The organism is Jeotgalibacillus soli, assembly GCF_000829435.1.
GTDB classification, from domain to species: domain Bacteria; phylum Bacillota; class Bacilli; order Bacillales; family Jeotgalibacillaceae; genus Jeotgalibacillus; species Jeotgalibacillus soli.
Window position 1 is genome coordinate 17,283 of sequence record NZ_JXRP01000003.1, and the last position, 13,627, is coordinate 30,909.

Genomic DNA, 13,627 nt, shown 5'->3' on the forward strand with positions numbered 1-13,627 from the left:
TGTAGGTAGAAGCATAAAGTAAAGTATCGTCACCAATGACAGGGGGCTGTCACATGGATTGGATTGGAAATCTGGTTGGGCGCAAATCCTATAGTTGTGATGTGGTTTTTCGTGTGGTGGAAATTGTGAATAGAGAAGGTGAAGAGTTTGCTGTTTTATATGGGGCTGAGGTTAGACTTGTAGCAGACGCCCCTGTCTCCGACTTAGTTCTCATAACGGATAAAGAATTGGAACGTATTGAGGAAGAGTGGAAAAGCCAGGAGAGTGAGTCCTATCGTTCATTTACAAATGATACGCATAATGTGGATGAACGAAAGGGCTCATCTTCTGAGTCTTCATCCTTTCATTTGCCGGGCAGAGTCTTACATCTCGACGGTGATCCTCAGTACTTGAAAAAATGTCTTGCTACCTATGCAACCCTTCACGTGCCTGCTATTGGGATTCATTGCGCAGAAAGTGAAATGCCCGCAAGAGTAGCTGCGTTAATTGAGAAATATCTGCCGCATATACTTGTTATAACAGGTCATGATGCGTACCTGCCTTCCCGTGGCAAGCGGACAGATGTACATTCTTATCGTCATTCAGCCTACTTTGTGAAAGCAGTTCAGGAAGCTCGGAAAAAAATGCCCAGTCTAGATCAGCTCGTTATTTTTGCAGGGGCTTGTCAATCTCATTTCGAGTCGTTGATTCATGCAGGAGCAAATTTTGCTAGTTCCCCTCTACGTGTGAATATACATGCGCTGGACCCAGTCTATACGGTTGGGAAAATAAGCTATACGTCTTTTAAAGAATCGGTGGTTGCTTCAGACATATTAAAGCATACATTGGCAGATGAAAAAGGAATCGGTGGGATTGAAACAAAAGGAGTTTTACGGATTGGAACGCCATATCGAGCAGAAATGTACACTGAATAATGAGTGAGAGGTTAATTGTGGCGAAAAACAGAGTATTTTGGGGAATAAAATATATTGACATTCTTATCAAAAGATTGATAAAATAATTATTTTATTTGACCTCGCAAAACCAATGTGTTATACTAATGGCAGTGAGGTGGAAGCGAAATGCCAAAAACTTTAGCCGACATTAAAAAGGCACTTGATTTAAATCTTGGTAAACGTCTAATGTTAAAAGCCAATGGTGGAAGACGCAAGACAATCGAGCGTTCAGGAGTTCTTACTGAAACGTATCCGGCCATTTTCATCGTGGAACTGGATCAGGATGAACACGCTTTTGAGCGGGTATCGTATAGCTACACCGATGTATTAACTGAATCAGTGGAGTTAACCTTCATTGATGAAGGTGCAGAAGCTTTGACCGTAAGTCAGCAGTAGACACCCAGTTTGCTGCTTTTTTATTTGGGCGGGTATATTCTAACCGCCTACGTACATACTATTTGCAGGCGGTACTCCGGATAGGGGGACGACTGAAATGAGTAGACGAAAGGGCATTATGTCCCATCAACTCAAAGAAGAAATCGCCAAAGAACTTGGTTTTTATGATGTGGTTCAGCAGGAAGGCTGGGGCGGCATAAAAGCAAGGGATGCCGGAAATATGGTGAAACGAGCCATCGAAATGGCAGAGCGTCAGCTACCGAATAATAACTTGTAGTCATACCAATGAATAGAAATATTCGGTAATGTAGATTCTGTATGTTTAGGTGCGTATAGATTCATCGATCGTATACAATACGAGTACTTGCCTAGAAAAAGCCAGAGAAGACAACTTCTCTGGCTTTTTTGTGTACAAAACGATAACTGGAAAAAGTATAAGGAAGTATTTTAGACATATGCGGGAGCGGTTATGGTTTGATTAGTCAGCGAATACAATGTTTTACTCGCCAAACTATGACGTTTTTTTTCCAAATTCATCAACTTTCTATTCAAAACAGCAATCGCAACTATTTTATTTTCTATAGTAGAAAAGGGAAGTCTCTATTGGAAACGACTTACACATATTGTCGCTAAACAGAGGTGCTTTTTATTTTCTAGTCTATCTGCGCAGGCGACTAGCCCCTCGAGATCATTAGACATACTGACTATGCTAGCAAAGAACGCCAACTCCGGCATTGCGTCATATGCTTGTCGGGTCTAAACAGGCGCTTCCACTTTTCATTGTCCAGATACAGCAGGTAGACTCTCGGGTCGTAAGCCACCCAGCCCTAATCGACAAAGAACACCGACCATGGCAGGTCGTCTTATGCTAGTCGAGTCTAAACACCTGCTTCCACTTTTCTTCATTTATGCTACAATAGCTTCATTGAATGATTGTTGTGATTGAGGTGAGTTGGTTGAAAATGTTGGTTAAGGCACCTGCAAAGATTAATTTATCTTTAGATGTGCTACACAAGCGGCCAGATGGTTTTCATGAGGTAGAGATGGTGATGACGACGGTGGATTTAGCTGACCGTATTGAGCTTGAATTAATGAATGATGGCAAAATCCATATTCTTTCTCATGATCGCTTTGTTCCTGGGGATCATCGAAACCTGGCGTATAAGGCCGCGGCATTGTTACGTGAGCGGTACAAGATAAAACAAGGAGTAGCCATAACGATTCATAAGCAGATTCCTGTTGCGGCAGGGCTGGCCGGTGGAAGCAGTGATGCTGCTGCAACACTGCGCGGGCTTAATCAGCTTTGGAAGCTAAACATTCCATTAGATGAGCTGGCCGCGCTTGGTGCGCAAATCGGCTCCGATGTCTCTTTTTGCGTGTACGGCGGAACAGCGCTTGCCACTGGCAGGGGAGAAATTATACAAGAGCTTCCTGTTCCTCCGAACTGCTGGGTGATTTTGGCTAAGCCGACGATTGGTGTATCAACGGCAGATGTATATCAAAACTTGCGTATTGATAAGATAAAGCATCCAGATACAAACGCTATGGTCCAAGCAATCAAAAAGCAAGATTATCAAGCGATGTGTGAGAATCTCGGTAATGCGCTCGAATCTGTCACCCTTAAGATGCATCCAGAGGTAGCGCATATTAAAGAACAAATGGGGCGCTTTGGGGCGGATGCCGTTTTAATGAGCGGCAGTGGACCAACGGTTTTTGGTTTGGTTGAATATGAATCAAAGGTAAATCGAGTCTATAATGGTCTGCGTGGCTTTTGTGATCAAGTCTTTGCTGTTCGCTTGATTGGTGAGCGAAACCCTCTTGCTTAAATCCGTATAATAATGATATAGTAACTTTAAATTATTCGGGTTTTGGGAGGTATTTGGCAGAAATGAAGTTTAAGCGCAGTGAACGGCTTATTGATATGACGCATTATCTTATGGAGCATCCGAGAGAATTGGTTTCTCTTACTTTTTTTGCGGATCGATTTCAATCCGCTAAATCTTCAATTAGTGAGGATTTAGTCATTGTAAAAGAGACGTTTGAACATAGAGGTGTCGGTACACTTCAAACCATTCCAGGTGCAGCGGGTGGAGTGAAATACATACCCGGTATTCAGCGAAAGCAAGCGGAAGAATTAATTGCTTCTTTACGTGAGCATGTCTCTCATTCCGATCGCTTGCTTCCAGGTGGTTATTTGTACATGACAGACATTCTCGGTGATATCCATTTAATGAATCATGTTGGAAAGCTTTTTGCCGCGGCTTTTGCAAATAAAGAAATTGATTTCATTATGACCGTAGCCACAAAGGGGATAGGCATCGCTCATGCCGCAGCACGATACTTAGGTGTACCTGTCGTAGTAGTTAGAAGAGATAGCAAGGTTACTGAAGGATCAACGGTAAGCATTAACTATGTATCGGGTTCTTCAAGAAGAATACAAACAATGGTGCTTTCAAAGCGCAGTTTACCTCAAGGTGCGCGCGTATTAATTGTAGATGATTTCATGAAGGCGGGAGGAACAGCTGCCGGAATGAAAAATTTATTGGAGGAATTCTCTGCAACAGTGGCAGGGACTGCGATCTTAATTGAATCCGATCATGTGGAAGAACGCCTTGTAGAACAATATACTTCTCTTCTTAAATTATCAAATGTGGATGAAAGAGAAAAAACAATTCAAGTAACAACTGGTAATTATTTTGATCAAGTGTACTCATTTTTACCTGAAATAGAATAATCGAACTTTTAGGAGGATGAAATGATGAAATTGGTTCAAACAAACTTAGCACCGGCTGCAATTGGTCCCTACTCTCAAGGTGTCGCAGTAAATAATCTTTTTTACAGCTCTGGTCAAATTCCGCTGACTCCAGAAGGCGTTTTGATTGAAGGAAGCATTGAAGAACAGACTCACCAAGTTTTTCGTAATTTGAAAGCGGTCTTAGAAGAAGCGGGTGCATCACTATCAACTGTAGTAAAATCAACCGTTTTTCTTTCAGATTTACAAAACTTTGATCAAGTGAATACGATTTATGGAGAATATTTTGGTGAGCATCGCCCAGCAAGATCCTGTGTAGAAGTGTCTAAGCTTCCAAAGGGTGCTGGAGTCGAAATAGAAGTGATCGCACTTATAAAATCATAAAAAGTGTCCCTAGCGAATTTAAGCTAGGGGTTTTTTATTTATAAAAAATGGATGAGAACTTTTATTTAAGGCATATGTAAAATAAAAACCAATGAAAAAATTTTAATTTTTAAAAATATATGGGATGATAGAAAATAACTTATTAAAAGTATATTGTAAGTTTGGTAGATGATAAAATTTTTAAATTCGTGAAAAATATTTTACTAATAATTTCATTTTTATGCAGGAAACATCACGATCGTTAGGGAACTAGTAATAGGGCGAGTTATCTAGCGGGAAAGGTGGTGAAATTCAATGGAAGTTACTGATGTAAGAGTGCGTCGTGTGAGTACTGATGGCCGAATGCGTGCTATCGCTTCCATTACACTGGACAATGAATTTGTTGTACATGACATCCGGGTGATTGACGGAAATAATGGATTATTTGTAGCGATGCCAAGTAAAAGGACACCAGATGGAGAATTTCGCGATATTGCGCATCCAATTAATTCGGGCACACGTGAAATGATTCAAGAATCTGTTCTTGAAGAGTATATGCGAGTAGGAGAATTAGAAGAGATTAATGAACTTGAGGAAGCTGGTGCTTCTTAACCAATCTCATCTGTTAAAGGAAACCTGGCTGAAAATCAGCTGGGTTTTTTTCTTTATTAGAGATAATAGTGATAAAATGAATAACGTTGATTATAACCATCTAAAAAAAGCTTCCCTCTTGCTAAAATAAGGAGATGACTGGTAGTTTCATGACAAATGCGTGACAGATTGTTCTGAAATCCATAGTTTCCTTGAAATGATGGGCTTTTTAATATATATTCGAAGGGGAAAAATGTTAACTGGAGGACCGACTATGTCGAATCGATATGCCATTATTTTGGCTGCGGGTCAAGGAACTCGCATGAAATCAAAGCTATATAAAGTATTGCATCCAGTATGTGGAAAGCCGATGGTGGAGCATGTACTGAATCAAATTATGGCAGTAGGTATGAATGAAGTGGTAACGGTTGTTGGTCATGGTGCTGAACGAGTTCAAGCACAGCTTGAGGGGCGTTCAGAATTCGTATTGCAAGCGGAGCAATTAGGGACAGCTCATGCAGTTATGCAAGCGAAGGATCGTTTACAAAATAAAGAAGGAATTACATTGGTGGTTTGTGGAGATACACCGCTAATCACAGCAGATACAATGGCATCCCTCATTCAGCATCATGAGGAACAACAGGCCAAAGCAACAATTTTGACGGCTCACCAAGAACAACCTGATGGGTATGGCCGTATTATTAGAGATGGATCAGGCTTTGTTCAACGTATTGTTGAGCATAAAGATGCAAATGACGTAGAACGAGGAGTAAAAGAAATAAACACAGGAACATATTGCTTTGATAATAAGGCATTATTTGAGGCACTTGAAAAAGTAAATAATGATAATGTTCAGGGTGAATACTATTTACCTGACGTTATCGAAATTCTCCAATCACAAGGGGATACAATCGGTGCATTCCAGACTCCGTTAGCGCATGAAACACTTGGTGTTAATGATCGTGTAGCACTCTCTGAAGCGGAGCAGCTCATGCGTGTACGAATTAATGAGCAGCATATGCGAAATGGCGTAACATTGATTGATCCTGCAAGTACGTATATAAGCAGTGATGCATCTATTGGACAAGACACGGTTATTTATCCTGGAACTGTAATTGAAGGGAAATCAGTGGTAGGAGAAGACTGTACGATTGGTCCAAATACAGAGCTAAAAAATAGTACAGTTGCTCATCGCACATCGATTCGGCAATCTGTTGTACATGATAGTGCAATTGGATCGGATGTGACCATTGGTCCATTTGCCCATATACGCCCGCAATCAACGATTCACGATGAGGTTAAAATCGGGAACTTTGTTGAGATAAAGAAAACGAACTTTGGTAAAGGCAGTAAAGCCTCTCACTTAAGCTACATTGGGGATGCGGAAGTCGGGGCTAATGTCAACCTTGGCTGTGGTTCCATTACTGTTAATTATGACGGTCAAAATAAGCATTTAACAGTGATTGAAGACAATGTGTTCGTAGGCTGCAATTCAAACCTCGTGGCTCCTGTAACAATTGGTAAGGGCGCATATGTTGCTGCTGGTTCAACCATTACTGAAGATGTGCCAGGTGAAGCTCTTTCAATTGCCAGAGCACGTCAAGTAAACAAAGAAGACTATGTAAAGAAGATTCATACAAAAAAATAATTGGAGGACAATAATGTCTAGAGAATATGCCGATTCGAAATTGAAAATTTTTTCCTTGAACTCGAACGAAGAGTTAGCGAAAGACATAGCACAAGCGGTAGGGTTAAAGCTTGGTAAATGTTCGGTATCTAGCTTTAGTGACGGGGAGATTCAAATAAATATTGAAGAAAGTATTCGTGGCTGTGATGTATTTGTTGTACAATCGACTTCACAACCTGTTAATGAAAATCTGATGGAACTGTTAATTATGGTTGATGCACTTAAGCGTGCCTCTGCGAAGACGATCAATATTGTCATGCCATACTATGGATATGCTCGTCAGGATCGCAAAGCACGTGCGCGTGAGCCGATTACAGCAAAATTGATTGCTAATCTTCTTGAAACTGCTGGAGCAACACGCGTCATCACACTAGACCTGCATGCTCCTCAAATTCAAGGATTCTTTGATATTTTAATTGATCATCTTCGTGGTGTTCCAATTATTGCGGATTACTTCCTGGGAAAAAACTTTTCGCCAGACGAAATTGTTATTGTTTCTCCAGACCACGGTGGCGTTACACGTGCACGTAAATTGGCAGAGCGCCTAAAGGCACCGATTGCTATTATTGATAAACGCCGCCCTAAACCGAACGTAGCAGAAGTTATGAATATAGTAGGGAACGTCGATGGCAAAATTGCGATCCTGATTGATGATATTATTGACACAGCGGGTACAATCACCATTGCAGCTAATGCATTAATAGAAAGTGGAGCAAAAGATGTATATGCCAGCTGTACGCATCCGGTATTGTCTGGACCAGCGATGGAACGGATTAATAATTCTCCGATTAGAGAGCTTATTGTTACAAATTCAATTGCCCTTAGTGAAGAGAAAAAAGGAGGCAAGATTGTACAGCTATCAGTAGCCAGCCTTCTTGCTGAAGCCATTATTCGCGTATTTGAAGAAGAATCTGTTAGCACATTGTTTGATTGATTTTGAAAACCGATTCCATTATGGAGTCGGTTTTTTCTGGTTGTTGAAATTAAAAAACCGTGCCGGCCGATTCCTTCGCTTTCCGCGGACGAACGTTCGAGCCTCCTCGTGCAGAAGAACGCTGCACTGCGGGGTCTCTCTCGATCGTTTTTCCGCAGGAGTCTCAGGAATGGGCCGGCACTTTATTTCCCTTCCTCCTTACAGCTATTAATAAGAACAAATCAGGAGTATGATAGAAATAAATGGAAATTAACGACCCGTCATGATGGGACAACCCAAAAACGCCCGTCGCAATCGTCAAATTAAATGGATCGATAAGTTTTAATTTTTTTTCATATCAAAGGACCATCATAAAAGGCTTTATATCAGTGCTTGGAGGGTGATGTAAAGCCTTATAGTGAGGGAGCGTGCTCCAATGTAATGTTTAATGGTTAAGCAGAGTGGGAAAGTTTATAGTAGTCTAACAACGAAAACTATAACGAAAACTATTCGGAAGGTGATTATATTATGAGCTCAATACTTAAAGCAACGACACGAAAAGGGTTTAAAAAATCTGACCGCAATGGGTTGCGCAAAGAAGGTAAGCTCCCCGCAGTAGTATATGGTTATAATGTTAATAATACTTCAATTGCAATAAATGAAATGGAACTTATAAAAACAATTCGTGATGTAGGCCGTAACGGTATTATTGATTTAGATATCGAAGGAAATAAACAAAAGGTAGTTCTAAGTGATTTCCAGTCCGATTTCTTAAAGGACCAAATAGTTCATGCAGACTTTTTAGCTGTAAACCTGTCTTCAGAGCTTGAAGTCGATGTATCGGTTAAATTAATTGGAGAATCAGCTGGTGCTAAAGAGGGCGGCGTTGTTCAAATGATTCTTCATACCCTGTCTGTGTCTGCAAAGCCAAATGATATTCCAGATTCTATTGAAGTGGACATCAGCAAGCTTGAAATAGCAGAATCTATTTCAGTCGGAGATATTCGTGACCAATTCCAGTTCACAATGAATCATGAGGATGATGAAACTATTGTGACCGTCCTTACTCCTCGGGTAGAAGAAAAGTCTGAAGAGAATGATGAAGCAGATGGGACAGAATCTAAAAAAGAAGAAACAGAAACAAATTAATATTTATTATTTTAGGCGCAACCTTTTGGAGGTTGCGCCTAAAATGGTTTATGATGATGTTAACAGGTGAACAACGGGTTCAACCGGTAATGGACTAAAGAGGTGTAGATGGAATGAAATTGATTGTCGGACTAGGGAATCCTGGTAAACAATATGACGGCACTAAACATAATATTGGGTTTAAAGTAATCGATGAACTGGCTACTAGATGGAATGCACCACTTATGCAAAGTAAATTTAATGGGGCATTTAGTGCGATTCATAAAAATGGTGAGAAAGTCATACTACTTAAGCCGCTCACTTATATGAATTTGTCAGGTGAATGTATTCGACCAATGATGGACTATTATAATATGGAGGCTGAAGATCTGGTGGTGCTTTATGATGACCTTGATTTACCAATGGGCTCAATAAGGCTTCGGAAAAAAGGCAGTGCAGGTGGTCATAATGGCATTAAAAGTACAATTGCTCATGTGGGAACGGCGGAATTTAATCGCATTAGAATTGGAATTAGTCGTCCTCCGCAAGGAACAAAGGTGGTCGATTATGTGTTAAGTCGTTTTTCTGATGAAGATTGCACAATGATGGAGACCGTCGTTAAAAAAAGTGCTGATGCCTGTGAATCCTGGCTTGAAAAGCCGTTTTTAGAAGTTATGAATGAATTTAATGGCAGCTAAATGAATATCTCTTTTCGTAACGGCTTATACTAAGTTATCAAGCCTAGTGAAAGGAGAGGATATTTGAATGGCTATACACTATGACTGCCGACATTGCGGGAATTCAGTTGGTAAACTTGAAATGCCGTCAATTCATGCGGAGAAGCTCGGAATTCACAAACTGTCAAACGAAGAGCGACAAAATATGGTATCCTATACTTCAGAGGGGCACGTTAAGATTCAGACAATTTGTGAAGATTGTCAGGAATCATTGGAGCGAAACCCCGATTACCATGAGCTAGACCAATTTATACAGTAAGAAAGCTTTGGATGGCTTCATCCAAGGCATTTTTCTGTTTGAATATAACAGGAGGAGAGACGCTTGAATTCACTTTTAAATGGGCTACTGAACGACACACAAATCTCTTCAGCAATCAATGATTTAAAAATGGGACCCCGGGAGCAACTTATTTCAGGATTATCGGGCTCTGCACGCAGCGCTTTTATGGCAGGAGTGTTTCAGCAGCTTGATCGCCCAATGATGGTTGTAACGCATAATCTTTTGCAGGCCCAGCGACTTTATGATGACCTTTCACAATTTGTATCAGAAGAGCATTTATTTTTATATCCTGCAAACGAATTGATAGCAGCAGAAATGAGCATTGCGAGTCCTGAACTGCGTGCCCAGCGTTTAGAAACAATGAATCATCTCGCTATGAATGGAAGAGGACTTTATATCGTGCCGATGGCGGGTCTTAGAAAAATCGTTCCGCCAAAGAAAACTTGGACCGTTCATCAGTTTACATTGCAAGTAGGAGACGAACTTGATCTGCAGGACGTACTTTTATCACTGGTGAAAATTGGTTATAACCGTTCGGAAATGGTTAATAGTCCAGGCGAATTTAGTGTGCGTGGCGGCATATTGGACGTTTATCCACTGACCTCGTCACATCCCGTTCGTATCGAACTTTTTGATACAGAAGTAGATTCCATTCGTCTGTTCTCAGCCGATGATCAGCGGTCAATGGAGACATTACAATCGATCTCGATAGGACCTGCAAGTGAACTGATTGTTGAGCCTGAGCATCTTGAACGAATCGCGGTGGAATTAGGTAACCGGTTGAAGCAAAGCTTAAAAAAGGTTAAAAAAGAGTCGATTAAAGACGCAATGGCAGAACAAGCAGAATATGAGATTGGTTTATTGAAAAATGGCCAAAAGCCCGATCAGCTATTTAAATATATATCCTTAGCTTATGAAGAAGACGCAAGTTTAATAGAATACTTGCCGCAGGATGGAATGCTGTTTTTTGACGAGATGAGCCGTATCCATGAAATGGATGAGATCTTAGAAAAAGAGGAAATGGAATGGTATCTCTCTCTTTTAGGAGAAGGGAAAATTATTCATGATGTACCGGTTTCTCATAGTCTTGCTCGAATCATGGCTCGCGGGAAGCAGCAAAAAGTGTATTTTTCTTTGTTCACAAGACAAATTCCGCACACAAACCCCAAACAGGTTCATACCTTTTCATGTAAGCCGATGCAAAGCTTTCATGGTCAAATGCACGTGCTAAAAGCGGAAGTGGACCGTTGGAAGAAAGGAAAGTATACGGTTGTCCTGCTTGCTCCAGATGGACAGCGCTTGCAAAAATTCGAACGGGTGCTAGCAGATTATGAGATTGATGTGGCAATTGTTCAGGCTGGACAACCGCTTATTCCGCATGCGGTACAAATTATTAACGGAAGCCTTCAGGGCGGGTTTGAACTTCCTATGCACAAACTAGCCGTCATGACTGAAGAAGAGTTATTCCGTCAGAAAGTAAGAAAGAAGAAGCGTCATCAAAAACTCTCAAATGCTGAGCGGATTAAAAGCTATTCTGAACTCAAAGTTGGTGACCACGTCGTCCACGTTAACCATGGAATTGGGAAATATCTCGGGATTGAAACGTTAGAAATCAATGGTCTTCATAAGGACTATTTAAATATACGTTATCAAGGTAATGATCAGCTGTATGTTCCGGTTGATCAGATTGAGCTTGTGCAGAAGTACGTAGGGTCAGAAGGGAAGGAACCGAAGCTCTATAAGCTCGGCGGGACTGAATGGAAGCGTGTTAAGAGCAAGGTTCAATCTTCTGTAGCGGATATTGCGGATGATTTGATTAAGCTTTACGCTGAAAGAGAAGCGGCTAAAGGCTATGCTTTCATGGAAGATACGAATGAGCAGCAAGAATTTGAGGCAGCCTTTCCTTACCAAGAGACAGAAGATCAACTTCGTTCAATCGAAGAAATTAAACAAGATATGCAGCGCGACCGCCCGATGGATCGTTTGCTTTGTGGAGATGTTGGCTATGGAAAAACCGAAGTGGCTATTCGTGCAGCTTTCAAAGCGGTTATGGATGGAAAGCAGGTAGCGATTCTTGTACCAACTACGATTCTTGCACAGCAGCATTATGAGACATTAATGGAGCGCATGCAGGACTTTCCAATCAATATTGGCTTGCTTAGCCGCTTTCGCACTCGAAAACAGCAGCAGGAGACGATGAAAGGTCTAAAGGATGGAACGGTTGATATTGTTGTTGGAACACATCGTTTACTATCAAAGGATATTAAGTACCGTGAAATCGGTCTATTAATTATTGATGAAGAACAGCGTTTTGGTGTAACGCATAAAGAAAAGATCAAACAGCTGAAAACAAACATTGATGTCCTTACCTTAACGGCGACACCAATCCCGAGAACACTTCATATGTCCATGCTGGGTGTACGGGATCTATCTGTCATTGAGACGCCGCCTGAAAATCGTTTTCCAGTTCAAACGTATGTTATGGAGTACAATGGCGCGTTAGTTCGTGAAGCGATTGAGCGGGAGCTGGCTAGAAATGGACAGATTTATTTCTTATACAACCGGGTAGAAGATATTACGAAAAAAGCAGACGAAATATCGATGCTTGTACCGGAAGCGCGTGTTGCGGTCGCACATGGACAAATGACGGAGACAGAGCTGGAATCTATTATTCTGCAGTTTTTAGAAGGTGAATATGATGTCCTTGTAACGACAACTATTATCGAGACAGGTGTTGATATACCGAACGTGAACACCTTGATTGTTTTTGATGCTGATCGAATGGGGCTGTCACAGCTTTATCAGCTGCGCGGTCGAGTTGGCCGTTCGAATCGAGTGGCATACGCCTATTTTACCTATAGAAAAGATAAGGTGCTGTCAGAAGTGGCAGAAAAACGGCTTCAGTCAATCAAAGAATTCACAGAGCTTGGCTCAGGTTTTAAAATTGCGATGAGAGATCTAACCATCCGAGGAGCAGGAAATTTACTCGGCTCACAACAGCATGGATTTATTGATTCTGTCGGTTTTGATCTGTATTCTCAAATGCTCAAAGAAGCAATTGAAGAACGCAAGGAACTTTTGCCGAGTACTGAGAAAGGGAAGGAAGACGCTAAGCCTGCTGTTGAGATTGATCTCGATGTTAAACTGGATGCTTATATTCCTGAGAGTTATATTCCCGACGGTAATCAGAAGATTGAAATGTATAAAAAATTCCGAGCTGTTACTGCTATCGAAGAGGTTGAAGAATTGAAGGATGAAATGATCGACCGGTTCGGAGATTATCCAGTTGAAGTGCTTACTTTGTTCCAAATTGCTGAAATAAAAGCATATGGAAATCTTATTGGTTTAGAATCCATTCAACAGACAAAGGATGAAATAAAAATCCAGCTAAGTGAGCTTGGGACAAGGCTCATAGATGGAGCGAAGGTATTTGAGATCGGTAATCGGCACGGCCGGGCAGTGGGTCTTGGAATGGATAACAATCGATTGAAAATTACTGTACAAATAAGAAATATGAAACCTGAACAATGGTTCCAAGTTGTTCACGATATTATCGGCCGATTGCCTGAAGCGCTTAGAGAAACAGCTTAAAAGAAACGTAAATAAAAAAATTGTCTGAATCTCCGGTGTTTGTTATTATATGGTAATGGTTGCATGCTGATCCTGGCATGGTTTAAATGAGCGTTTACTCTCTCTTTAGCAGTGTTTGATCATCTTCAGCTTTCCTTCATTAAAAATAGGAAAATAATCTAACCGATACATGACATTACCTAAAGTTAGAGATTGAAGATATTATTTGGTGAAAATGAGCGGAAAAGGTATAAACACGACCATTTATAAAATAC

Annotated in this window: 13 protein-coding genes; all 13 read left to right on the plus strand. The window is 40.9% G+C overall.

From position 1 onward, the window contains the following. The first annotated feature begins 53 nt into the window (after positions 1-53). On the plus strand, positions 54-914 hold the full coding sequence (yabG, locus tag KP78_RS00200; protein WP_041085309.1) for a sporulation peptidase YabG: 861 nt from the start codon (positions 54-56) through the stop codon (positions 912-914). A gap of 147 nt (positions 915-1,061) precedes the next feature. Next, positions 1,062-1,331 carry a biofilm formation stimulator Veg gene (gene veg / locus KP78_RS00205; protein WP_041085311.1) on the plus strand — a complete coding sequence of 90 codons (270 nt, stop codon included), beginning with the start codon at positions 1,062-1,064 and terminating at the stop codon, positions 1,329-1,331. 97 nt (positions 1,332-1,428) lie between these two features. Beyond that, entirely contained in the window at positions 1,429-1,608 is a 180-nt protein-coding gene (locus KP78_RS00210; protein ID WP_041085313.1) for a small, acid-soluble spore protein, alpha/beta type, read from the plus strand. A 679-nt stretch (positions 1,609-2,287) separates the two neighbouring features. Then, on the plus strand, positions 2,288-3,157 hold the full coding sequence (gene ispE, locus KP78_RS00215; protein WP_041085315.1) for a 4-(cytidine 5'-diphospho)-2-C-methyl-D-erythritol kinase: 870 nt from the start codon (positions 2,288-2,290) through the stop codon (positions 3,155-3,157). 62 nt (positions 3,158-3,219) lie between these two features. Then, complete coding sequence (gene purR, locus KP78_RS00220; RefSeq protein WP_041085359.1) at positions 3,220-4,065, plus strand: pur operon repressor; 846 nt, start codon at positions 3,220-3,222, stop codon at positions 4,063-4,065. Positions 4,066-4,089: 24 nt separating this feature from the next. Beyond that, a complete protein-coding gene (locus KP78_RS00225) occupies positions 4,090-4,467 on the plus strand; it encodes a RidA family protein (RefSeq protein WP_041085317.1) in 378 nt (125 codons plus the stop codon). 294 nt (positions 4,468-4,761) lie between these two features. Continuing rightward, positions 4,762-5,058: a septation regulator SpoVG gene (spoVG, locus tag KP78_RS00230; protein ID WP_041085319.1), complete on the plus strand. Its 297-nt coding sequence runs from the start codon at positions 4,762-4,764 to the stop codon at positions 5,056-5,058. Positions 5,059-5,311: 253 nt separating this feature from the next. Next, complete coding sequence (gene glmU / locus KP78_RS00235) at positions 5,312-6,685, plus strand: bifunctional UDP-N-acetylglucosamine diphosphorylase/glucosamine-1-phosphate N-acetyltransferase GlmU (RefSeq protein WP_041085321.1); 1,374 nt, start codon at positions 5,312-5,314, stop codon at positions 6,683-6,685. Between the two features lie 13 nt (positions 6,686-6,698). Beyond that, complete coding sequence (locus tag KP78_RS00240; RefSeq protein ID WP_041085322.1) at positions 6,699-7,658, plus strand: ribose-phosphate diphosphokinase; 960 nt, start codon at positions 6,699-6,701, stop codon at positions 7,656-7,658. 507 nt (positions 7,659-8,165) lie between these two features. Then, positions 8,166-8,786 carry a 50S ribosomal protein L25/general stress protein Ctc gene (locus KP78_RS00245; protein WP_041085324.1) on the plus strand — a complete coding sequence of 207 codons (621 nt, stop codon included), beginning with the start codon at positions 8,166-8,168 and terminating at the stop codon, positions 8,784-8,786. 113 nt (positions 8,787-8,899) lie between these two features. Beyond that, positions 8,900-9,463 (plus strand): aminoacyl-tRNA hydrolase, encoded by a 564-nt coding sequence (gene pth, locus KP78_RS00250; protein ID WP_041085325.1) that lies wholly within the window; start codon positions 8,900-8,902, stop codon positions 9,461-9,463. Positions 9,464-9,530: 67 nt separating this feature from the next. Continuing rightward, positions 9,531-9,761 (plus strand): anti-sigma-F factor Fin, encoded by a 231-nt coding sequence (locus KP78_RS00255; protein ID WP_041085326.1) that lies wholly within the window; start codon positions 9,531-9,533, stop codon positions 9,759-9,761. A 63-nt stretch (positions 9,762-9,824) separates the two neighbouring features. Beyond that, positions 9,825-13,373, plus strand: a complete 3,549-nt coding sequence (gene mfd, locus KP78_RS00260; protein ID WP_052474420.1) for a transcription-repair coupling factor — start codon at positions 9,825-9,827, stop codon at positions 13,371-13,373. Positions 13,374-13,627 lie beyond the last annotated feature (254 nt).